15 protein-coding genes and 1 riboswitch are annotated in these 21497 nt (G+C 70.7%); of the genes, 12 read left to right on the plus strand and 3 right to left on the minus strand.

Features of this window, described 5'->3' with window-relative positions; genetic code table 11:
• Nucleotides 1-488: 488 nt before the first annotated feature.
• The 3 genes from OHA03_RS06390 to OHA03_RS06400 all read right to left on the minus strand — a co-directional run bounded on the left by OHA03_RS06390 (nt 489) and on the right by OHA03_RS06400 (nt 2988).
• Nucleotides 489-1271: an enhanced serine sensitivity protein SseB C-terminal domain-containing protein gene (locus tag OHA03_RS06390; protein WP_267001599.1), complete on the minus strand. Its 783-nt coding sequence runs from the start codon at nt 1269-1271 to the stop codon at nt 489-491.
• Nucleotides 1272-1456: 185 nt separating this feature from the next.
• Complete coding sequence (locus OHA03_RS06395) at nt 1457-2227, minus strand: enhanced serine sensitivity protein SseB (RefSeq protein WP_267001601.1); 771 nt, start codon at nt 2225-2227, stop codon at nt 1457-1459.
• 80 nt (nt 2228-2307) lie between these two features.
• A complete protein-coding gene (locus tag OHA03_RS06400) occupies nt 2308-2988 on the minus strand; it encodes an AAA family ATPase (RefSeq protein WP_267001603.1) in 681 nt (226 codons plus the stop codon).
• Nucleotides 2989-3146: 158 nt separating this feature from the next.
• Nucleotides 3147-3244, plus strand: a riboswitch (glycine riboswitch).
• A gap of 141 nt (nt 3245-3385) precedes the next feature.
• Here OHA03_RS06400 and gcvT point away from each other — a divergent pair.
• From gcvT to OHA03_RS06460, 12 genes are all read left to right on the plus strand, one after another.
• On the plus strand, nt 3386-4501 hold the full coding sequence (gene gcvT / locus OHA03_RS06405; RefSeq protein WP_267001605.1) for a glycine cleavage system aminomethyltransferase GcvT: 1116 nt from the start codon (nt 3386-3388) through the stop codon (nt 4499-4501).
• Between the two features lie 69 nt (nt 4502-4570).
• Nucleotides 4571-4948, plus strand: a complete 378-nt coding sequence (gene gcvH, locus OHA03_RS06410; protein ID WP_030931004.1) for a glycine cleavage system protein GcvH — start codon at nt 4571-4573, stop codon at nt 4946-4948.
• Between the two features lie 20 nt (nt 4949-4968).
• Entirely contained in the window at nt 4969-6228 is a 1260-nt protein-coding gene (gene glyA, locus OHA03_RS06415) for a serine hydroxymethyltransferase (protein WP_030971368.1), read from the plus strand.
• Between the two features lie 156 nt (nt 6229-6384).
• The gene (locus OHA03_RS06420) at nt 6385-7767 is read left to right on the plus strand and encodes an L-serine ammonia-lyase (RefSeq protein WP_267001610.1); all 1383 of its coding nucleotides are present in this window, start codon (nt 6385-6387) and stop codon (nt 7765-7767) included.
• Nucleotides 7768-8279: 512 nt separating this feature from the next.
• Nucleotides 8280-10004: an FAD-dependent monooxygenase gene (locus OHA03_RS06425; protein WP_267001612.1), complete on the plus strand. Its 1725-nt coding sequence runs from the start codon at nt 8280-8282 to the stop codon at nt 10002-10004.
• 133 nt (nt 10005-10137) lie between these two features.
• Nucleotides 10138-15495, plus strand: a complete 5358-nt coding sequence (locus tag OHA03_RS06430; protein ID WP_267001614.1) for a type I polyketide synthase — start codon at nt 10138-10140, stop codon at nt 15493-15495.
• A complete protein-coding gene (locus OHA03_RS06435) occupies nt 15492-17198 on the plus strand; it encodes a (2,3-dihydroxybenzoyl)adenylate synthase (protein ID WP_267001616.1) in 1707 nt (568 codons plus the stop codon). The genes OHA03_RS06430 and OHA03_RS06435 overlap by 4 nt, the downstream gene beginning before the upstream one ends.
• Entirely contained in the window at nt 17195-17782 is a 588-nt protein-coding gene (locus OHA03_RS06440; protein ID WP_267001618.1) for a VOC family protein, read from the plus strand. The genes OHA03_RS06435 and OHA03_RS06440 overlap by 4 nt, the downstream gene beginning before the upstream one ends.
• A complete protein-coding gene (locus OHA03_RS06445) occupies nt 17782-18036 on the plus strand; it encodes a hypothetical protein (RefSeq protein WP_267001620.1) in 255 nt (84 codons plus the stop codon). The genes OHA03_RS06440 and OHA03_RS06445 overlap by 1 nt, the downstream gene beginning before the upstream one ends.
• Complete coding sequence (gene pdhA, locus OHA03_RS06450; RefSeq protein ID WP_267001622.1) at nt 18033-19154, plus strand: pyruvate dehydrogenase (acetyl-transferring) E1 component subunit alpha; 1122 nt, start codon at nt 18033-18035, stop codon at nt 19152-19154. Before OHA03_RS06445 ends, pdhA begins: the two co-directional genes overlap by 4 nt.
• Nucleotides 19151-20203: an alpha-ketoacid dehydrogenase subunit beta gene (locus tag OHA03_RS06455; protein WP_267001624.1), complete on the plus strand. Its 1053-nt coding sequence runs from the start codon at nt 19151-19153 to the stop codon at nt 20201-20203. The genes pdhA and OHA03_RS06455 overlap by 4 nt, the downstream gene beginning before the upstream one ends.
• Nucleotides 20187-21446, plus strand: coding sequence for a dihydrolipoamide acetyltransferase family protein (locus tag OHA03_RS06460; protein ID WP_267007948.1), 1260 nt, complete (start codon nt 20187-20189; stop codon nt 21444-21446). Before OHA03_RS06455 ends, OHA03_RS06460 begins: the two co-directional genes overlap by 17 nt.
• The last annotated feature ends 51 nt before the right edge of the window (nt 21447-21497 follow it).

Consider the following 21497-nt stretch of genomic DNA (forward strand, 5'->3'; position numbering starts at 1 on the left):
CCGTGCCGACGGTTGCCGACGATGCTTGGCGGCCGCCCGGGTCGACGGTGCGGTCCGTTGCTGCCGTGTTGCCGGGTGGTTCAGGTGGTGCCGAGGGACGGTGTCCGGTTCCGGAGCGCTCCGCACCGGATCCGATATCCCTCTGTCCGGGGAGTCTTCAACGCGCCTGCGATCACCCGCCAGACCTGACGGGGAATGTTTGCTCAAACGTGATGAGGTCAGAAGGGTTCCGTAATCCGGACAGCGTTGCTCCAGGAGCGGTTTCAGGCTTTCCAACCGCCGCTGTTTTCCGGACAGTTGCCCCGGGATCCACGGGAAGCGCCGGATGCTCCGGTAGGCAGGAAATGCCCGGACTTGGGCTTCGGTGACGGCATTTGCAGGTAGCTCAACCGATTTCGGCAGGATCGGCGCACAGCCCGGGTCAACTCACCGGGCGCGCCTGGCCGTCGGGGCGCGGCACGGGACAATCCCGGGCGTCTCCGGCTCTTCTACCCGAAGGGGTACCCGTAGGCGGAACCGGCTGCGGGCGGCGGACCGGCCTGGGCGTGCGCCTCGCGGTCGTAGAACGGGCGAGCGTTGGCACGCAGCCACATCGCGACCGGGTCGTACTCGTCGGACATGGCGACGGTCGAGACGGGAAGCCCGTCCGGGACCGCGCCGATCGACTGCTGCATCATCGCGCGCACCGCGTCGACGGAGGACTGACTCGTGTCGTAGAGATCCAGACCGATGGCGAGATAGGGGACGCCGAGCGCGGGCTGCACCCAGGCGCGGCGCAACGAGCGGATCGCAGGGGTGCGATGGGCGTTCTGCGAGAGCAGTGCGTAGAACTGCGGGATCTCGACGGCCGGCTCGGTGAGCCGGAGCGGCCCTGCGGGCATCCGGTCGAGGCCGGTGGCGATCCGTCTCAGATCCAGCCAGGGAATGCCGACGCCGCCGCCGGGGGCGTGCGGGTTGAGCCAGATGCCCCAGCGGTCGGGGAAGAGGGCGCGGGCGATGTCGACGCCGGTGACCACCTCATGGGCCCGGTTCCAGCCACTGGCCGCGAGTTCCTGGGCCGAGGTCACACAGGGGGCGTAGCCCAGCCCGTCGATCTCCATGTTCCCGTACTGGGCGTCCGGCGATCCGGCCTGTCCGTGCCAGAGCAGCATCCAGATCCGGTCCTGGGCGAGGGCCCGCAGCAACGCCTCGTACGCGTCGTAGCGCCCGGGCGTCACTTGGCGCAGCATGTGCTCGACCTGCCCGGCCGCCGCGGTGCCTGACGCACTCACCCTGGGTCCCGCCCCTCTTCGATCCACTGTGTCGGCCTGCCGCTCCCGGGGCACACGGGTGCGGCACGGTGGCCGAGGCACTAGCCATCAAACCAGCTTAAGCGGCGTCCCTGACACCGACTTGACGTCACAGGCCGACGCGTCGCGCACTGGCCGCCGGGCTCCGGCAAGGGGGTACCCGCCGCTCAGTGGCCCTGGCGCTGGTAGAACGGCCGGATCCTGGCCCGCATCCAGTCGGCGACCGGGTCCTGCGCCACGTCCAGCAGGACCAGGTTGACCGGCCACGGCACCTCGACACGGCCGAGCGCGCGGCCCAGGGCGTCCATCGGGGCGTTGCGTCCGGCGCCGTCCCAGGTCGAGAACTCCACACCTATGAAGAGCACGGGGTCGCCGCCCTCGATGCTGGCCAGCGTGCGGCGGGCGGTGCGCACGACACCGCTCTCCTCGAATTCACCGGCCGCGGCGGCGAGGAAGTCGACGGGCTCCTCCTGCCAGTCCGGCTCGTACAGCCGGACACGGCCGCCGCTGGCCGGCCCGTCCAGAGAGGTGCGTCCGGCACGGCAGAGCTCGGCGACGGCGGGCGGCGGCAGCGGCATGCCGACGGCGCCACCCGGGTTCACCGCGATGCCGAGCTGCGGGGGCAGTCCGCGGGCGAATTCGCGGGCAGGCGCCACGGTGAAGGACATATGGGTGCCCACGCAGCTCAGGAACTGCTGTTCGGAGCTGAAGACGGGGACGTACGCCGTGCCCTCGATCTCCACCGTGGGCAGATCGAGCGACGGGGCGTCGGGACCGCCGCCGTTGGGGAGCGGCACCCAGAGGTGGCTGCGGCCGAGCACTTCGACGAGCCGGCCGCCCGCCTCCGGGCTGCCGAGCGAGGCCCCGAGCACCTCTTCGAGCTCATTGGCCGGCCATCCGCCCTGCGGATGGGTCTGGACCGGTGCCGGAATGTCCACTGCTTCCCCTTCTCGCCCCATGGCTTGCCGCAGAACAGTAACTCCGGCGCGCCCCTCCGCGCTGACGGGCGGCAGAGCCCTCAGGGGCTGTGGTCGGCGAACGTGATCCGGGTCAGCATCCCGGCCGCCTCCCGGTCCAGCAGCACCGCCGAGCAGCAGCCGGGCGGCAGGATGCCGGCCTCGGTGTCCCGCAGCAGTCTGCCGACGGCCCGGCGGTGCCGGGCGAAGGCGTATCCGGAGACTCCGCGTCCGCGCTCGCGCTGGCCGTCCCTCGCCACCTGCGGGGTGACGTCCAGCAGCACGAGGTGAAGGACACGGCCGCGGCGTCGCGCGTCCCGGGCCAGCCAGCCCCGTACCCACGCCTGGGTGCCGCAGTCGTGGACCACGACCGAGTCACCGGAGCGCAGCGCCCGCCAGAGCCCCCAGTAGTGGGCGACCCGGACCAGCGGGCGGTAGAGGGCGTACGGGAGTAAGCGGGGCACTCGCTGCGCCCAGCGGTCCCGGGTGTCCTGGGAGTCGATGGCCCGTACGGTCACCGCTCGCCGGATGAGCGTCGATTTGCCGCTGCCGGGCAGCCCGGAGACCACCACCACATCGCCCGCGGCGAAGTGCAGGCCCCGCGGGCTGCGCCCGGCCCGCTCGCGCAGATCGCGCACGACGGGTGCGTGCGTGCCGAGCCTTCCCCGCACAGGTGTGCCCGGCTGTGCGGGCATCGCGCCGTGCGCGACCCCCGCGGTCGTCGCGTACCGCTGCAACGTCATTGCCCTCCCCCTGTCGGTCGCCCACGCCTGCCCACGAAGTGTAAAGAAAAGGCAATGCGAGACAACCGTCCCACTGTTCGTTTCCCTCACGGGGTACCGACGCCCCACTCTTCCGCAATGCGTGCGATGATGACCCGGCCAACTGCATAAAGGCCGCTTGAATCCGCGCGGGAGAGTTCCGGCCATTGACTGTGCCGGGCGCCGAAGGAGCAAGATCCTCCCTTGAATCTCTCAGGCCCCGTACCGCGTGGATGAGGCAGATCTGAAAAGCGAGTCGCCACGGCGGCTCCACCCAAGGTGCAAGCCGAACCCGTCAGGGTCTCTCGGCGAACCTCTCAGGTTCCGATGACAGATGGGGAGGGATCGTCCTCGCCGTCATGCCCTGGGAGCCACACCTATGAGCAACGCCCCCCGTCTCACCGCCCTCGACGCCCTGCACCGCTCGCTGGGCGCGACCATGACCGACTTCGCGGGCTGGGACATGCCGCTGCGGTACGCGAGTGAGCGCGACGAGCACAACGCGGTGCGTACGAAGGCCGGCCTCTTCGACCTGTCTCACATGGGCGAGATCACCGTCACCGGCCCGCAGGCGGCGGCATTCCTGAACTTCGCGCTGGTCGGCAACATCGGCACCGTCGCCGTCGGCCGCGCCCGCTACACGATGATCTGCGCCGAGGACGGCGGGATCCTGGACGACCTGATCGTCTACCGCCTCGGTGACACCGAGTACATGGTCGTCGCCAACGCCGGGAACGCCCAGATCGTGCTGGACGCGCTGGCCGCCCGCGCCGACGGGTTCGACGCCGAGGTGCGCGACGACCGCGACGCGTACGCGCTGATCGCCGTCCAGGGCCCCGAGTCCCCCGCCATCCTGGCCTCGGTCACCGACGCCGACCTGGACGGTCTGAAGTACTACGCGGGCCTGCCCGGCACCGTCGCCGGTGTGCCCGCGCTGATCGCCCGTACCGGCTACACCGGCGAGGACGGCTTCGAGCTGTTCGTCGCCCCCGAGCACGCCGAGCAGCTCTGGCAGGCCCTCACCGCGGCGGGCGCCCCGCACGGCCTCATCCCGTGCGGTCTGTCCTGCCGTGACACGCTGCGCCTGGAGGCCGGCATGCCGTTGTACGGGCACGAGCTGACCACCGAGCTGACGCCGTTCGACGCCGGCCTGGGCCGGGTCGTGAAGTTCGAGAAGGAGGGCGACTTCGTCGGCCGCAAGGCGCTGGAGGCCGCCGCCGAGCGCGCCGAGACCGCCCCGCCGCGCAAGCTGGTCGGCCTGATCGCCGAGGGCCGCCGGGTGCCGCGCGCCGGTTTCCCCGTCGTCGCCGAGGGGCAGGTCATCGGCCAGGTCACCTCCGGCGCCCCGTCCCCCACCCTCGGCAAGCCGATCGCCATCGCGTACGTCGACGCCGCGCACGCCGCGCCCGGGACCACGGGCGTCGGAGTGGACATCCGCGGCAGCCACGAGCCGTACGAGGTCGTGACCCTGCCGTTCTACAAGCGGCAGAAGTGACGCAGTCGCGTCTCACCCCGTAAGACCATCGTTCATCAGCACTCCCCCGCGTACAGGAGAATCCAGGTCATGAGCAACCCCCAGCAGCTGCGTTACAGCAAGGAGCACGAGTGGCTGTCGGCCGTCGAGGACGGTGTGGCCACGATCGGTATCACCGAGTTCGCGGCCAACGCGCTCGGTGACGTCGTCTACGCCCAGCTCCCCGAGGTCGGTGACACGGTGACCGAGGGCGAGACCTGCGGTGAGCTGGAGTCGACCAAGTCCGTCAGCGACCTGTACTCGCCGGTGACCGGCGAGGTCACCGCCGCGAACCAGGACGTCGTGGACGACCCGGCGCTGGTGAACTCCGCTCCCTTCGAGGGCGGCTGGCTGTTCAAGGTACGCATCACGGAAGAGCCGAAGGACCTGCTCTCCGCAGACGAGTACTCCGAGTTCTCCGGCAACTAAAGACCCCAAGGGACCACCTGATGTCGCTTCTCAACTCCTCCCTCCACGAGCTGGACCCGGACGTCGCCGCCGCCGTCGACGCCGAGCTCCACCGTCAGCAGTCCACTCTCGAAATGATCGCCTCGGAGAACTTCGCTCCGGTCGCGGTCATGGAGGCCCAGGGCTCCGTCCTCACCAACAAGTACGCCGAGGGCTACCCGGGCCGCCGCTACTACGGCGGCTGCGAGCACGTCGACGTGGTCGAGCAGATCGCCATCGACCGGATCAAGGCGCTGTTCGGCGCCGAGGCCGCGAACGTCCAGCCGCACTCCGGTGCGCAGGCCAACGCCGCCGCGATGTTCGCGCTGCTGAAGCCGGGCGACACGATCATGGGTCTGAACCTGGCCCACGGCGGTCACCTGACCCACGGCATGAAGATCAACTTCTCCGGCAAGCTCTACAACGTGGTCCCGTACCACGTGGACGACACCGGTGTCGTGGACATGGCCGAGGTCGAGCGTCTGGCCAAGGAGTCCAAGCCGAAGCTGATCGTCGCCGGCTGGTCCGCGTACCCCCGCCAGCTGGACTTCGCCGCCTTCCGCCGCATCGCGGACGAGGTCGGCGCGTACCTGATGGTCGACATGGCGCACTTCGCGGGCCTGGTGGCCGCGGGTCTGCACCCCAACCCGGTGCCGCACGCCCATGTCGTCACGACCACCACGCACAAGACCCTCGGCGGTCCGCGCGGTGGCGTCATCCTGTCGACGCAGGAGCTCGCCAAGAAGATCAACTCTGCCGTCTTCCCCGGCCAGCAGGGTGGTCCGCTGGAGCACGTGATCGCGGCCAAGGCGGTCTCGTTCAAGGTTGCGGCGACCGAGGAGTTCAAGGAGCGCCAGCAGCGCACCCTGGACGGCGCCCGCATCCTCGCCGACCGTCTGGTGCAGCCGGACGTCACCGAGGTCGGCGTCTCCGTCCTCTCCGGCGGTACCGACGTCCACCTGGTCCTCGTCGACCTGCGCAACTCCGAGCTGGACGGCCAGCAGGCCGAGGACCGGCTCCACGAGCTCGGCATCACGGTCAACCGCAACGCCATCCCGAACGACCCGCGGCCGCCGATGGTCACCTCCGGTCTGCGGATCGGTACGCCGGCCCTGGCCACCCGCGGCTTCCAGGCCGAGGACTTCACCGAGGTCGCCGAGATCATCGCGTCGGCCCTGAAGCCCTCGTACGACGCGGACGACCTCAAGGCGCGCGTCACCGCGCTGGCCGAGAAGTTCCCGCTGTACCCCGGCCTGAAGTAGTCCGGGAATCGGTTCTGTACGTTTGAGGCGGGGCACCGCGCACACTGGACAGTGAGCGCGGTGCCCCATCCCTTGTCCCGCTGCTCTTCGGACCGACCGGTCCGTACCGCACCACCCGGCAGACAACGACGTCTACCAACCCCTTAGGAGTCACTCGTGGCCATCTCGGTCTTCGACCTGTTCTCGATCGGCATCGGCCCGTCCAGCTCCCATACGGTCGGCCCGATGCGCGCGGCCCATATGTTCGCGCGCCGGCTGAAGAACGAGGGCCTGCTCGCGCACACCGCTTCGATACGCGCCGAGCTGTTCGGCTCGCTCGGCGCCACCGGACACGGCCACGGCACGCCCAAGGCCGTCCTGCTCGGCCTGGAGGGCGAGTCCCCCCGTACCGTCGACGTCGAGTCCGCCGACGACCGGGTGGCCGAGATCCGCGCCTCCGGACGGCTCAACCTCCTCGGCATGCACGAGATCGACTTCGACGCCGACGAGCAGCTGGTCCTGCACCGCCGCAAGGCACTGCCGTACCACGCCAACGGCATGACGATCTTCGCGTACGACCACGAGGGCGCCCCCCTGCTGGAGAAGACGTACTACTCCGTCGGCGGCGGCTTCGTCGTGGACGAGGACGCGGTGGGCGAGGACCGGATCGTTCTCGACGACACCGTCCTCAAGCACCCCTTCCGCACCGGCGACGAACTGCTGCGGCTCGCGAGGGACACCGGACTGTCGATCTCCTCGCTGATGCTGGAGAACGAGCGCGCCTGGCGCACCGAGGACGAGATCCGCTCCGGTCTGCTCGACATCTGGCGCGTCATGCAGGCGTGCGTGTCGCGCGGCATGTCCCGTGAGGGGATCCTGCCCGGCGGCCTCAAGGTCCGCCGCCGCGCCGCGAACACCGCACGCCAGCTGCGCGCCGAGGGCGACCCGCAGGCCCACGCGATGGAGTGGATCACCCTCTACGCGATGGCGGTCAACGAGGAGAACGCCGCGGGCGGCCGCGTCGTCACCGCGCCGACCAACGGCGCCGCGGGCATCATCCCGGCCGTGCTGCACTACTACATGAACTTCGCGGCCGGCGGCGCCACCGAGGCCGAGAAGGAGGACAGCGTCGTCCGCTTCCTCCTCGCGGCGGGTGCCATCGGCATGCTGTTCAAGGAGAACGCCTCGATCTCGGGTGCCGAGGTCGGCTGCCAGGGCGAGGTCGGCTCCGCCTGCTCGATGGCCGCGGGCGCCCTCGCCGAGGTCCTCGGCGGCTCCGCCGAGCAGGTCGAGAACGCCGCCGAGATCGGCATGGAACACAACCTCGGCCTGACCTGCGACCCGGTCGGCGGCCTCGTCCAGATCCCGTGCATCGAGCGCAACGGCATGGCGGCGGTCAAGGCCGTCACCGCGGCGAAGATGGCGCTGCGCGGCGACGGCACGCACAAGGTCTCCCTCGACAAGGTCATCAAGACCATGAAGGAGACCGGCGCGGACATGAGCGTGAAGTACAAGGAGACCGCGCGCGGCGGGCTCGCGGTCAACATCATCGAGTGCTGAGGACAGCGGCCCGACCTGCTCCTTCGCATCTTTCGGAGCTGTCGGGTCCTTCCCTGCCTGCGCAGTGAAAAGCCGCTGCGACGTCCCTGGGAGGCGGGTGGGGCTCGCCCACTGCGGCGGGACCCCTCAGCTCCCGCCGGACCGAAGACCCCGCCGTCGGGTGGCGATGGCCTCGGCGGCGGAGACGTGAGCGACGGTGGGCCTGCCGTGCGCGTGCGTCGGAGCGGTCCTGTCCGTGACGACTCGTCGCCGTGCACGCGCGACCTGCCTCGAAACCCCTTGACCGGGCGGGAATCGCGCTCCTGCGAAACCCTGGTCGAAGGCCGCTCAACATATGCTCAACGGAGGCTCCACAAGCAACGCGCATGATCTGGCTCGGATTAAATCGAGCAAGTGAACGAGGGGGCGCGTTGACCGGGGGTTGGGGAAAAGTCGCCGTCGTCGGGGGCGGGCCCGCAGGGCTGTTCCTGGCGCGATTGATCCGTAGAGCGAGACCTGCTGCATCGGTCGACGTGTACGAGCAGAACGCGCCCGACGAGGCATTCGGCTTCGGCGTGGTCTTCTCGGCCCGCACCATGTCCGAGCTGTGGAAGAACGACCAGGAGACCCATGCGCGCATCGTCGCTGCGAGCGTGGCCGTGTCGGACATGGAATTGCGGCATCCGCGGGCCACGCTGCGGTATGGGGGCTTCGACTTCTCCAGCATTTCCCGCCGGGAGCTGCTGCTGATCCTGCAGGAGCAGGCCGCCGAGGCCGGTGCCACACTCCACTTCGGGCACCCGGCGGCGCCCGGCAGCATCGACGAGGCCGACGTCGTGGTCTACGCGGACGGGGCGAACTCCTCCCACCGGGACGCGCGTCCGGGGCGTTTCGGCACGACCGTCCGGCACGGTGCGTCCCCGTACATGTGGCTGGGGACGCACGCCCCGTTCGACGCGGCGACCTTCTCGTTCGTCGAAACGGAGAACGGGCACTTCGCCGCCCACGCGTACCCCTATGCGGACGGTATGGCGACGGTGGTCATCGAGTGCGATCCCGGCACGTGGAAGGCATCCGGGATGGACCGCACCGGGGACTTCTCGCGGAACTCGGGCGGCAGCGACGAGGAGGCCCTGGGCCATCTCGGTGAGCTCTTCGCCGAACACCTCGGCGGACACGAGCTCATCGGCAACCGGAGCCGGTGGGCCACCTTCCGGACCGTGCACAACGAGCGCTGGTCCGACGGGAATGCGGTCCTGCTGGGCGACGCCGCCCATACCGCGCACTTCACGGTCGGCTCCGGCACCAAGATGGCGATGGAGGATGCGATCGCCCTTGCGGCGGCCCTCCGGCGGAACACCGATCCGGGATCGGCCTTTGCCGAGTACGAGCGGGAACGCCGCGGCCCGGTCGCCCGCACCCAGGAGCTGGCGGAGCCGAGCATGCGCTGGTGGGAGACGTTCGGGCGGCGTCTGCACATGGCGCCCGCCCAGTTCGGCCTGCACTTCATGACCCGGACCTCCGCACTGTCCTACGAGGGGATGCGCCGCCGCTTCCCCGACCGCGTCGACGAGGCCGAGACCGCCTACCGGACGTCAGGAGGCGCTGTCGGGGCGGAGCTCGTGGCAGCGGCCGGGGCCGTCCCGCAGCTGAGCGCGGTCGCGGCGCCCCTTCTGATGGGTTCCGTCCGGCTCCGCAACCGCCTGGTCGAGGTGGTGCCCGAGGCCTGTGGCGACCCGACGGCCGCCGTCCGCGCCGCCGAGGCGCGGGGAGCAGCCCTGGTCCTCGTCCGAGAGGCGCGCCCGGAGGCGGGGCCGCAGGGGCAGCCCGGGCATCGGCCTCCGGTCGCCCTCGGCCGGCTCGTACCGCCTGACCCGCAGGCGGCGGACCTCGAAGCGGTAGGCCTTCCCCCGCTCTTCGCCGAGATGGAGTGCCCACCGGCCGACGAGTGGTCGCCGGCCGGCGACGACCTGATGGCGGCCGTGCGGGCACTGGTGGCCCGCGGGGTGGAGGGCGTACTCCTGACCACGGGCGCCGGGCAGCCCCCCGGGTGGCACAGGCTGCTCGGGCACGCCGGCCGGATCAGGACCGAGGCCGGTGCCGCGGTCGCGGTCACGGCACCCGGTGGGTGGGCGCCGGACCCGCACGGGACGGCGGCTGCCGACTCGTGGCCGACCCGGATCCATCTGGCTCTGATCACCGGACGGATCGATCTGATCGCGTCCGCTCCCCCGGCAGGGACCGGCACGACCGCATAGGCCGTCGTCCGGCCCTTCCCCCATCCCTTCCCACCTGATTCGTCGACGCGGGCCCGCCCCATGCCCTGAGGGTCCGGACTGACGCCCCATGGAATCCGTTTTGACCACATTTCAGCGTAAGGGAGACGAGCGTATGTCCGAGACCAACGCACTGCCTGCCGACGAGGGCAGCGGGACCGAACCGATCGCGATCATCGGCATGGGATGCCGATTCGCCGGTGGCGCCCACTCGCCCGAGGAATTCTGGAACATGCTCATCGAGGGCCGGGACGGCGTCGCGGAGATCCCCGAGGAGCGCTGGGCCGAGTACGTCGAGGCGAGCGCAGAGAACGCCGCGGCACTGCGGAACACGACCCGGGTAGGCGCGTTCCTGGACGACGTGGCGGGATTCGACGCGGGCTTCTTCGGAATCCTGCCCCGCGAGGCCGAGCAGATGGACCCGCAGCACCGCCTCATGCTCGAGGTGGCGTGGGAGGCCCTTGAGCACGCCGGTGTTCCACCGCACCTGCTCGCCGGCGGTGACACCGGTGTCTACGTGGGCATCGGCACCGAGGACTACGGCCGACGGCTGATGGAGGACCTGCCCCGGATCGAGGCATGGACCGGCATCGGCGCGGTCCACTGCGCCGCGGCCAACCGGATCTCGTACCACCTGGACCTGCGCGGACCCAGCATGGCGGTGGACACCGCGTGCTCCGCCTCGCTGGTGGCTCTGCACCTCGCCTGCCAGGCGCTTGCCACGGGTGAGACCTCGCTGGCCATTGCCGGTGGGGTCAACGCGATGGTGCACCCGGCCGTCACGATGATCATGGACGCCGCAGGTGCCTGTTCCTCTGACGGGCGTTCGAAATCCTTCGACTCCACCGCGGACGGCTACGGCCGGGGTGAGGGCGCCGGCGCCCTCGTGCTCAAGCGGCTCTCGGACGCGGTGACCGACGGCGACCGGGTGCTGGCCGTCGTCCGAGGAACCGGCATCATGCAGGACGGCCGCACCAACGGGATCATGCAGCCCAGCCGGGAGGCACAGGCCGACCTGCTGCGGCACACCTACCGGACCGCCGGGATCGCCCCGAGCTCGATCGGGTACGTCGAGGCGCACGGCACCGGGACCAACGTGGGCGACCCCATCGAGGCCGGGGCCCTGTCCGAGGTCCTCAGCACCGACCGGCCCGAGGGACAGCCCCTGCTGATCGGCTCCGTCAAGACCAACATCGGGCATCTGGAAGCGGGCGCGGGCGTCGCCGGCGTCATCAAGGCCGTCCTGGCGCTTCAGCACGGCGAGATCCCGCCAAGCCTGAACTGCACCGACCCGAATCCGGCCATCCCGTGGGACACCAACGGTCTGAAGGTCGTCACCGAGCCCACCGGCTGGCCCGCTTCGGACCGGCCGCGGCGCGCCGGAGTCTCCGGCTACGGCTTCGGCGGCACCATCGGCCACGTCATCCTGGAGGAGCCCGCCCGGACCGCCGCGGGATCGGCGGGAGCGGGCGCGAAGGCGGGCAGCGGCCATCACGCGCCGTGGCTGTTCCCCGTGTCGGGGGCATCCAGGGCCGGGCTGCGGGCCAACGCGTCCCGCCTCGCCGACTGGCTCGACGAAGCCGGCGGCGAGGTGTCACTGGACACCGTCGGCCACACCCTGGCCGCGCGGCGCTCGCACCTGAGCCACCGTGGCGCGGTAGTGGCCGCGGACCGTGCCGGACTCGTCACCTCCCTGCGCTCCCTCGCCGCCGGCGAGGAGATCGCGGGTGTGACCACCGGCATCGTGGAGGGGCATTCGAAGAACGCCGTGTGGGTCTTTGCCGGGCAAGGGGCGCAGTGGATCGGCATGGGCCGTGATCTGCTGGGCGCGGAGCCCGCCTTCGCGAAGGTCATCGACGAACTCGGTCCCGTCTATGAGGAGGAGCTGGGCTTCACCGCCCGCGCGATCCTTGAGGGCGACACCCTGGAGGGCCCCGAGGTCCTGCAGCCGGTGACGTACGCCGTCCAGGTCGGCCTCGCCGCGACGTGGCGCTCCCTCGGTGTGGAACCCGCAGCGGTCATCGGCCACTCGATCGGTGAGCTCGCGGCGGCCGTGACGGCCGGCGGCATGTCCCTGCTCGACGGTGCTCGGCTGGTCTGCCGCCGGGCCCTGATGATGCGTCCGGCAGCCGGCAAGGGTGCGATGGCCCTGGTGAACCTCTCCTTCGAGGAGGCGACGGAGCGCCTCGCCGGCCGATCCGGCGTCACGGCTGCCATCTCCGCGTCGCCCATCTCCACGGTGATCGCCGGAAGCGCCGCCGCCGTCGAGGAGACCGTGCGGACGTGGGAGGCGCAGGGGGAACTGGTCGTCCGCAGGGTCCAGGCCGACATCGCCTTCCACTCCTCGGAGATGGACCCGTTCGCGGCCGAACTGCCCTCCGTGATGCATGACCTGACCGGTGGCAGGCCCGAGGTCACGTTCTACTCCACGTCGCTGGACGACCCTCGGGCGGACGTCGGACTCGGCGCCTCGTACTGGCCGGGGAATCTGCGCAACCCGGTGCGGTTCTCCCAGGCCGTGACCGCGGCGGTCGAGGACGGGCACCGGCACTTCCTGGAGGTGTCGAGCCACCCGATCGTGTCCCACTCCGTCAACGAGACCCTCGGCGAGCTCGGCATCGACGATGCCGTGGCGGTCGGGACGCTCCGCCGCAACACGCCGGACCGGGTCACCCTGCTGGGCAATCTGGCCGCTCTGCACTGCGCCGGTGTGGCCGCCGACCTCGGCGCCCTGTTCACGGGCACGACTCTCGCGGAGCTGCCCTCCGTGGCATGGCAGCACCAGACGTACTGGAAGGACACGCGCCCCGGTAGCGGCCGACGGGTGCTGCAGCACGACCCGAAGGTCAACACCCTGCTCGGCGGCGCGACCAGGATCGCCGGCAGCACTCCGCTGTGGCTGTGGCAGACGCACCTGGACGAGGAGAGCCGCCCGTACCCGGGCCACCATCCGGTCCACAACGTGGAGATCATCCCGGCTGCGGTGCTGATGAACACGTTCCTGGAGGCCCTGGCGCAGACCGGGTTGTCCGCGCCCGGCGGCCGACGCCCCGCGCTGGTCGACGTGGCCCTGAAGGTGCCCGTCGCCGTCTCCGTACCGCGTGACATCCAGATCTCCTATCAGGACTCGACTCTGCGGCTGTCCTCCCGAATCAACGAGGAGGGCACCCAGGAGACCGAGGAATCGTGGCTCACCCACACCACCGCCTCGATCGATCCGGCCGGCGGCGTACTGGAGGATCGCTTCGACCTCGACGAGGCACGGGCCCGTTGCAGCGAACCGGTGAGCACGGACTACGTCCTGGAGCGAGTGGCCCAGATCGGTGTGGCCGGTATGGGTTTCCCCTGGGAGATCCAGGAACTGCGGCGCGGCGGCCCCGACGAGCTGTTCGCCGTGATCGACACCGGCGAACCGGGGACAGCCACCTGGGCCTCGCTGCTCGACGGTGCGATGACGGTCACCTCGGTGCTGTTCCTCGGCGAACCGGTGCTGCGGATGCCCTCGCACATCGCGCGACTCGCGCTGATCGGTGAGCCGCCGCAGCGGGCGAACGTCCAAGTCCGGGCGGGCGAGGGCGAGGCCGGGGCGGACACACTCGACGTGGTCGTCGCCGACATGGACGGCAACGTGATCGCCAATGTCACCGGGATCCGCCTCACCGTCCTGACCGGCGACCCGGGCGCCACTGCCGCGCCCCGCCAAATCGTCCACGAGATCGTCTGGCGTCCGCTCGAACTGCCCGCTGCCCGTCCGCTGGACACCGTGGTCGCCGTCGGCGGGCACCCGGCGTCGGACGAGGCACTTGCACAGGACTGCGCCCGGGCGGGGCTGGAGTTCCTCTCCGTACCCGGTCCGGACGGACTTGAGGCTGTCGGGGCCCGGCTCACCGACACCACCGCGGTCCTGGTGACCCCGGCGGCGCCGGCGGCCGACGACGCCCTGGGCCGGGCTGCCCACGACTCGGCCTGGGAACTCGGGCGTTCGGTACAGCAGATAGTCGCCGTCGCGGCGGGGCGGCCCCGGATCTGGTCCGTCACCACCGGAGTGCGTGAGAGCGCGGACCGCAACGCCCTGGCCCAGTCGCCGGCCTGGGGCATCGGCCGGATCGTCGCGGCCGAGCACCCCGACCTGTGGGGTGGGATCGTCGACCTGGATCCGGCCGAGCCGGAGGCCTTCGGCCCGCTTCTGGAGGTGCTGCGCACCCGTCCCGAAGCCGACGTGATCGCGATCCGCGACGGCCTGGCGACGGCCTCGGTACTCGTGGCCGTGGGCGACAAGCCGGAGCGGAGCGCGGTCGAGTGCCGGCCCGAGGGGACCTATCTGGTGACGGGCGGTCTCGGCGCGCTGGGTCTTGAGGTGTCGCGCTGGCTGGCCGGCCGGGGCGCCCGCCGACTGGTCCTGGCCGGACGCCGCCGCTTCCCGGAGCGTTCGGAATGGGACGCCCAGCAGGATCCGGAGGTCCGTGGCCAGATCGAGGCCGTGCGTGCCCTGGAGGGCCTCGGCGTCACCGTCGCCGTGGTGTCCCTGGACATCTCCGACGCGGAGCAGGCGCGGAAGGTGCTCAGCTCGGCCGAGCTCGGACTGCCACCGATCCGGGGTGTGGTGCACGCGGCCGGTGTCGTCGACGGCCAGATGGTCGTCGACCTGGAGGAGGACTCGCTCCGCAAGGTCCTGCAGCCCAAGGTGGACGGCGCACTGGTGCTCAACGAGCTCTTCCCCGCCGGCAGCGTCGACTTCATGGTCCTGTTCTCCTCCTGCGGCTACCTCTTCCAGTTCCCCGGTCAGGCCTCCTACGGATCGGCGAACGCCTTCCTGGACTCGCTGGCCAGGCATCGGCGAGCCGCCGGCCACGACGACACGGTCAGCTTCGGCTGGACATCCTGGCGGGGCCTGGGCATGTCGGCCTCGTCCGAGTTCATCTCGGCCGAGCTCGCCGCGTTCGGGCACGCCGAGATCTCGGCCACCGAGGCCCTGCGGGCCTGGGAGTACGCCGAGCGGTTCGGGGCCTCGCACTACGCGGTGTTCCGGCAGATCGCGATGGACGGCGGCCCGCGCCGGATCCCGTTGACACAGGAACTCGCCGAGGTGGGCGACAGCGCCGGGACGGACGGGACCGAAGGCCAGGACTGGACGCAGTACGAGGCGCAGGAGCTGCTCGCACTGCTCGTCGACGAGGTGCGCCGACAGGTGGCGGCCGAGATCAAGCTGGCTCCCGAAGAGCTCGATCTGCAACGCCCGCTGCTGGAGATGGGGCTCGACTCGGTGATGACGGTGGCCGTGCGCCGCCGCCTGGAGCGGCTGTTCCGACTGAGCCTGCCGGCGACTCTGCTGTGGAACCGGCCTACGGTCCTCGCGATCGCCGAGTACCTGGTGGAATGCCTCGCTCCGGTCGAGACCGCCGCTGAGGGGGACGCTGCCCCCGAAGCCACCGCCGGAGCAGGAATACCGGCGCCGGTGGTGACCGGCGTATGACGACCGTGGAGGAGGGGGTCGCCGGCACGTCCGGCGGCCGTGCCCCCCGCAGTACTCCGCAGCCCGGGACGGTGCCGTGGCCTGCCGCGTATGCGGCGCGCTACCGGGCGGCAGGACATTGGGCGGACCGGCCGCTCGGCCACTGGACGCGGCGGTGGGCGCAGACGTACGGCAATCGGACCGCGCTGGTGGACGGCGAGATCCGGCTCACCTACCGCGAGCTGGCCGCCCATGCGGACGCGCTGGCCGTGGCCCTGCGCGAGCGGGGCCTGCACCGGGGCGACCGGATCCTCGTCCAGTTGCCCAACTCGTGGGAGTTCGTGGCCCTGATGCTGTCCTGCTTCAGATCCGGAGTCGTACCGGTTCTGGTGCTGACCGCACACCGTGAGCACGAACTCGACTACCTGCTCCGCCATACCGAGGCCAAGCTCATCGTGGTGCCGGACCGCTGGCGGGACTTCGACCACCAGGACCTGGCCGCGCGACTCGCCGAAGCCGTCCCGTGGGAGTGCGGTGTGCTGGTGAAGGGTACGACGGCCGACGCGGCGCATCTGGACCTGGGGCGGATCCTGGCCTGCGGTCCCGGCGCGCCGGAGCGCATCCGTGAGCTCGATGCCGATCCGCCCCACCCCGATGACATCGCGCTCTTCCTGCTGTCCGGCGGGACGACGGGTCTGCCGAAGCTGATAGCCCGTACGCACAACGACTACGGGTACAACGTCCGGCGCAGCGCGGAGGTCTCGGGCTTCGGCTCCACGACAGTGTTCCTGGCCGCACTGCCGGTCGGACACAACGCCGTTCTCGGCTGCCCGGGAATCCTCGGCACCCTGTCCGGCGGCGGCACGGTCGTCCTGGTGCCGTCCCCGCAGCCGCGTACCGCGTTGGCCGCCATGGAGGCGGAACGCGTCACCGATGTGGCGGTCGTGCCGGCGGTCGCCCGGCAATGGGTGGCGGAGGCGGCGGGCGGCGGGTACGACCTCGGCAGCCTCCGGCTGGTGACCATCGGCGGCTCGGTGGTCGACCCGGAACTGGCCCGGCGGGTGCGCGACGGACTCGGTGGGCAACTGCAGCAGCTCTACGGGATGGCGGAGGGCTTGCTCTGCTGCACCCGACCGGACGACCCGGACGACCTGGTGCTCGGTACCCAAGGCCGACCCGTCAGCCCCGACGACGAGCTGCTGGTCGTGGACGAACAGGACCGTCCGGTGCCGCTCGGCGAGGTGGGAGAGCTGCTGACCCGCGGCCCGTACACGCCGCGTGGCTACTACCGGGCGGCCGAACACAACACCCACGCGTTCACACGAGACGGCTGGTTCCGCACCGGGGATCTCGTGCGACTGCACCCCGGCGGCAATCTGACCGTCGAGGGCCGGCGCAAGGAACTGATCAACCGGGGTGGGGAGAAGGTCTCCGCCGAGGAGGTCGAGAACCTCACCCGCCTGCTCGTCGGGGTCGACCGCGTGGTCGCGGTGCCGGTGCCCGACAAACAGTTCGGTGAGCGGGTCTGCCTGGTCGTGGTGCCTGCCCCCGGCGCACAGGCCCCCTCACTCAGCGACGTACGGCAGCGCTTCGTCCGGCACGGAGTGGCGCACTACAAGCTTCCGGAACAGCTGGAGATCCTCACCGACCTGCCGCTGACCCCGGTCGGCAAGGTCGACAAGAAGGCCATCCGCGAACGACTTGCAACAGAGGAGAAGTCATGACCGAACTGCACCCCGGTGGGGGGCTGCGTCTGGGCGGCGTCGACCACATCGCTCTCGTCACCTGGGATCCGGCGGCGACGTGCGACTTCTACACCCAGGTTCTCGGCCTGCCGCTGGTCCACGCCATCACGGCGACGGGCTGGCTCAAGGAGGAGTTCCCCGATTTCGTCCACTTCTTCTTCGAGTTGGGCAAGGGCAACTACCTCGCGTTCTTCTACTTCTTCGGCCTCCCGGAGGAGGAACCGGCCGGTGACCTCATGCACCGGTCCCGGCACCTGGCATTCCACGTGGACACCGAGGAGGAGATGCTCGCCTGGCGGGAGAAGATCAAGTCACACGGTGTGCGGGTGACCCACCCGATGCAGCACGAACTCCTCGAGTCGATCTACTTCGACGACCCCAACGGCATTCAGCTGGAGATCGCCCGGCCGCTCCGCCCGTTCGGCGACGTCGATGCCAGGGACGCCGAGCTCACCCTCGTGGCCCTGGCAGACGTGGCGGGCAAGGCCGATGCCACGGTGCAGGACATGTGGCGCCGCAAGGCGGAGATCGTCCGTACCCACGCGGGAAAGGAGAACAGCTGATGCCTGCCATCTACATACTCGACATCCCCGAGTTCGAACCAATTCTGCGTACCGCCCTGATCGCCGGAATGGAACAGGAGGACCTGGACGGCTATCTCAAGGTCAGCACGTCGGAGTCCGAGATCGTGCTCGAACGCCGGCACACGGACGTCCGCCCCGCTGTCTGGTTCGCCGCGCTGACCGGGGGACTCGAGGGGCGGATCGTGCACTTCGACTTCGACCGGCTGCACCTGGCCGAGGTCGTGCCGTCATGACCGTGCAGCAGGCCGCCGAGCACGTGGCGGCAGATCCCTGGCCCCCCGTGCAGGATCCGGCCCCGCTGCTGCCGGACCGTGCGACAGTACGCATGCTGGGCACACGCGCCGCGGACGGTGTGGACCCCGCTCTGCTGCGGGAGCTCCACAGGCAGCTGGTCATCGGCCGTCGGTTCAACGAGCAGGCGACCGCCCTCACCCGGCAGGGCCGGCTCGCCGTCTACCCGTCGAGCCGGGGACAGGAGGCATGCCAGGTGGCGGCGGCCCTGGCGCTGCGGCCGCAGGACTGGCTCTTCCCCACCTATCGTGACACCGTGTCCGTGATGGCTCGCGGTGTCGATCCGGTGCAGACGCTGACCCTGCTGCGCGGGGACTGGCACACCGGATACGACCCGGTGGAGCACCGGATTGCTCCGCTGTGCACCCCGCTGGCGACGCATCTCCCGCACGCTGTCGGTCTGGCCCACGCGGCCCGGCTCTCCGGTGACGACGTGGTGGCCCTCGCCCTCACCGGCGACGGCGGCACCAGCGAGGGCGACTTCCACGAAGCGCTCAACTTCGCCGGCGTCCTGCGGGCACCCGTGGTGTTCCTCATACAGAACAACGGCTATGCCATCTCGGTGCCGCTGGCAAAGCAGTCCGCCGCTCCGTCCCTTGCGCACAAGGGCGTCGGCTACGGCGTCCCCGCGGTCCAGGTCGACGGCAACGACGTGATTGCCGTCCACAGCGTCCTGTCCGCCGCGCTCGAGAGAGCACGGGCGGGCGGCGGGCCCACGCTCGTCGAGGCGCTGACCTACCGGCTCGACGCGCACACCAATGCCGACGACGCCAGCCGCTACCGGGGGAACGACGAGGTGGAACGGTGGCGGGCGCACGATCCCGTCGTCAACATGGAGGGCTACATGCGGGCGGCCGGTCTGCTCGACGAGGACGGAGAGCGGCAGGCCCGTGCCGCCGCCGAATCCATGGCGGCGCACATGCGGGCCGAACTGGCCGAAGACCCGATCGCCGATCCCATGGAGATGTTCGAGCACGTCTTTGCCGAGCCCACGCCTCAGTTGCGTGACCAGCGGAGCCTGCTCGCCGCCGAACTCAGGGCCGAGGCAGGGCACCGATGAACATACAGAGCTCGCAGACCACCATGGCCGAGGCGCTGAACACCGCGCTGCGCCACGCCCTGCGCGACGACCCGTCCGTACATGTCATGGGTGAGGACGTGGGCGCCCTCGGCGGTGTCTTCCGGATCACCGACGGGCTGGCGGCGGAGTTCGGCGACGACCGGTGCGCGGACACCCCGCTGGCCGAGTCGGGCATCCTCGGGGCCGCGGTCGGCATGGCCATGTACGGCTTGCGCCCGGTGGTCGAAATGCAGTTCGACGCCTTTGCCTACCCCGCGTTCGAGCAACTGGTCAGCCATGTCGCGAAGATGCGCAACCGGACCCGGGGCAAGCTGCCCATGCCGATCACGATCCGCATCCCCTACGGTGGCGGGATCGGCGGGGTGGAACACCACAGCGATTCCTCGGAGGGCTTCTACCTGCACACGCCGGGGCTGCACGTGGTGGCGCCCGCGACCGTCGGCGACGCGTACGGACTTCTCCGGCAGGCCATCGCCTCCGACGATCCGGTGGTCTTTCTGGAGCCGAAGCGCTGTTACTGGTCGAAGGAGAACTGGTCACCGGCCGAGCCGGTCGCTGTGGTGCCGCCCATAGGGCGGGCCGTCCTGCGCCGCACCGGGACCGCGGCCGTCCTCATCACATACGGGCCGAGCCTGGCGGTCTGCCTGGAGGCGGCGGACGCAGCGCGGGAGGAAGGCCTGGACGTCGCCGTCCTGGATCTGCGAAGCCTGGTGCCGTTCGACGACGAGACGGTGTGCGCCGCGGTGCGCGGCACCGGGCGGGCTGTGGTGGTGCACGAGGCCTCCGGATTCGGCGGGGCCGGGGCAGAGATCGCCGCTCGTGTGAGCGAGCGCTGCTTCCATCATCTGGAGGCGCCCGTGCTGCGGGTGGCCGGTCTGGACATCCCCTATCCGGCGCCACTTCTGGAACGGCATCACCTGCCTGGCGTGGACCGGATCCTCGACGCCGTCCGCCGGCTGAACTGGCCGGACACCGGCGTCGGCACCAGGACGGAGAGCGGTGGTGAGTGGTATGCCGTCGGTGCGTGACTTCGTGCTGCCGGACCTCGGCGAGGGACTGCTCGAGGCGGAGATCGTGAGGTGGCTGGTCGCGGACGGGGACCCGGTCGCCGTGGACCAGCCGGTGGTCGAGGTGGAGACGGCGAAGGCCGTCGTGGAACTCCCCTGCCCCTACGCGGGCGTGGTCTCCCACGTGTACGGCGGAGAAGGCGACGTTCTGGCCGTCGGGCATCCGGTGATCTCGGTCAGGGTCGAGGAGAGCGCGGACCTGCCCGGCCGCGGAGCGGAAGAGGCGCAGCCGGCAGGCGGCTCGGGCAGCGTCCTGGTCGGCTACGGCACTCGGGAGACGCCGCGGCGTCCCGGTGCGTCCGCTGCGCGGCTCGGCTCCCGGCCGGCCGCCGTGTCCGCCGCGGCGGCGAACCCCGGCCCAATCCCTGTGATCTCGCCTCTCGTACGGCAGCTGGCCCGTCGGCACGGCCTGGATCTGCGGACCGTGACGGGCACCGGCTCCGACGGCCTGATTCTGCGTTGCGACGTCGATGCGGCGATCCGCCGGAAGGAGGAGGCCGTCCCCGGCGCGCACATCGGCGTCCGGGTGCCGCTGCGCGGCCGACGGGCGGCCGCCGCGGCGCAGTTCACCCGCAGCCGCCGGGAGATCCCCGACGCCACCTGCTGGGTGGAGGCCGATGCCACCGCCCTGGTGGAGGCGAGGGCCGTGCTCGCAGCTCAAGGGGATTCCCCGATCGGGCTGTTCGCCCTGCTGGCCCGGGTCTGTGTCACAGGCCTCGCCCGGTACCCGCAGCTCAACGCGAGCGTCGACACCGAGCGGGGGGAGATCATCCAGTGGCCGCAGGTGCACCTGGGCTTCGCTGCGCAGTCGGACCGGGGACTGACCGTCCCCGTGATGCGGGACGCGCACCTGATGGACACGGCGCGGCTGGCAGGGGAACTGGCCCGGCTGACCAGGGCGGCCCGCGAAGGAGCGCTCACCCCCGCCGAGGTCACGGGCGGGACCTTCACCTTGAACAACTACGGCGTGTTCGGAGTGGACGGCTCGACCCCGATCCTCAACCACCCGGAGGCCGCGATGCTCGGGGTGGGACGGATCACCGACAAGCCGTGGGTCCACAAGGGCGAGCTGGCCGTACGCAAGACCGTCCAGCTTTCCTTCACCTTCGACCACCGGGTGTGCGACGGGGCGGACGCCGGGGGCTTCCTCCGGTACGTCGCCGACTGCGTGGAACAACCCCTGAGGCTGCTGCGGGAGTTCTAGCGATGCGGGTGACGCAGGCGACGTACATGAGGAAAGCGAGCGGACGACAGA

Origin of the sequence: Streptomyces sp. NBC_00154 (assembly GCF_026342835.1) — a bacterium.
Classification (GTDB): Bacteria; Actinomycetota; Actinomycetes; order Streptomycetales; family Streptomycetaceae; genus Streptomyces.

What these genes read in the sequence shown, in the direction of transcription:
- OHA03_RS06400 (WP_267001603.1), bottom strand. Translation starts at nt 2,988, where the DNA reads ATGACGTTGCAGCGGTACGCGACGACCGCGGGGGTCGCGCACGGCGCG.
- gcvT (WP_267001605.1), top strand. Translation starts at nt 3,386, where the DNA reads ATGAGCAACGCCCCCCGTCTCACCGCCCTCGACGCCCTGCACCGCTCG.
- gcvH (WP_030931004.1), top strand. Translation starts at nt 4,571, where the DNA reads ATGAGCAACCCCCAGCAGCTGCGTTACAGCAAGGAGCACGAGTGGCTG.
- glyA (WP_030971368.1), top strand. Translation starts at nt 4,969, where the DNA reads ATGTCGCTTCTCAACTCCTCCCTCCACGAGCTGGACCCGGACGTCGCC.
- OHA03_RS06430 (WP_267001614.1), top strand. Translation starts at nt 10,138, where the DNA reads ATGTCCGAGACCAACGCACTGCCTGCCGACGAGGGCAGCGGGACCGAA.
- OHA03_RS06435 (WP_267001616.1), top strand. Translation starts at nt 15,492, where the DNA reads ATGACGACCGTGGAGGAGGGGGTCGCCGGCACGTCCGGCGGCCGTGCC.
- OHA03_RS06440 (WP_267001618.1), top strand. Translation starts at nt 17,195, where the DNA reads ATGACCGAACTGCACCCCGGTGGGGGGCTGCGTCTGGGCGGCGTCGAC.
- OHA03_RS06445 (WP_267001620.1), top strand. Translation starts at nt 17,782, where the DNA reads ATGCCTGCCATCTACATACTCGACATCCCCGAGTTCGAACCAATTCTG.
- pdhA (WP_267001622.1), top strand. Translation starts at nt 18,033, where the DNA reads ATGACCGTGCAGCAGGCCGCCGAGCACGTGGCGGCAGATCCCTGGCCC.
- OHA03_RS06455 (WP_267001624.1), top strand. Translation starts at nt 19,151, where the DNA reads ATGAACATACAGAGCTCGCAGACCACCATGGCCGAGGCGCTGAACACC.
- OHA03_RS06460 (WP_267007948.1), top strand. Translation starts at nt 20,187, where the DNA reads ATGCCGTCGGTGCGTGACTTCGTGCTGCCGGACCTCGGCGAGGGACTG.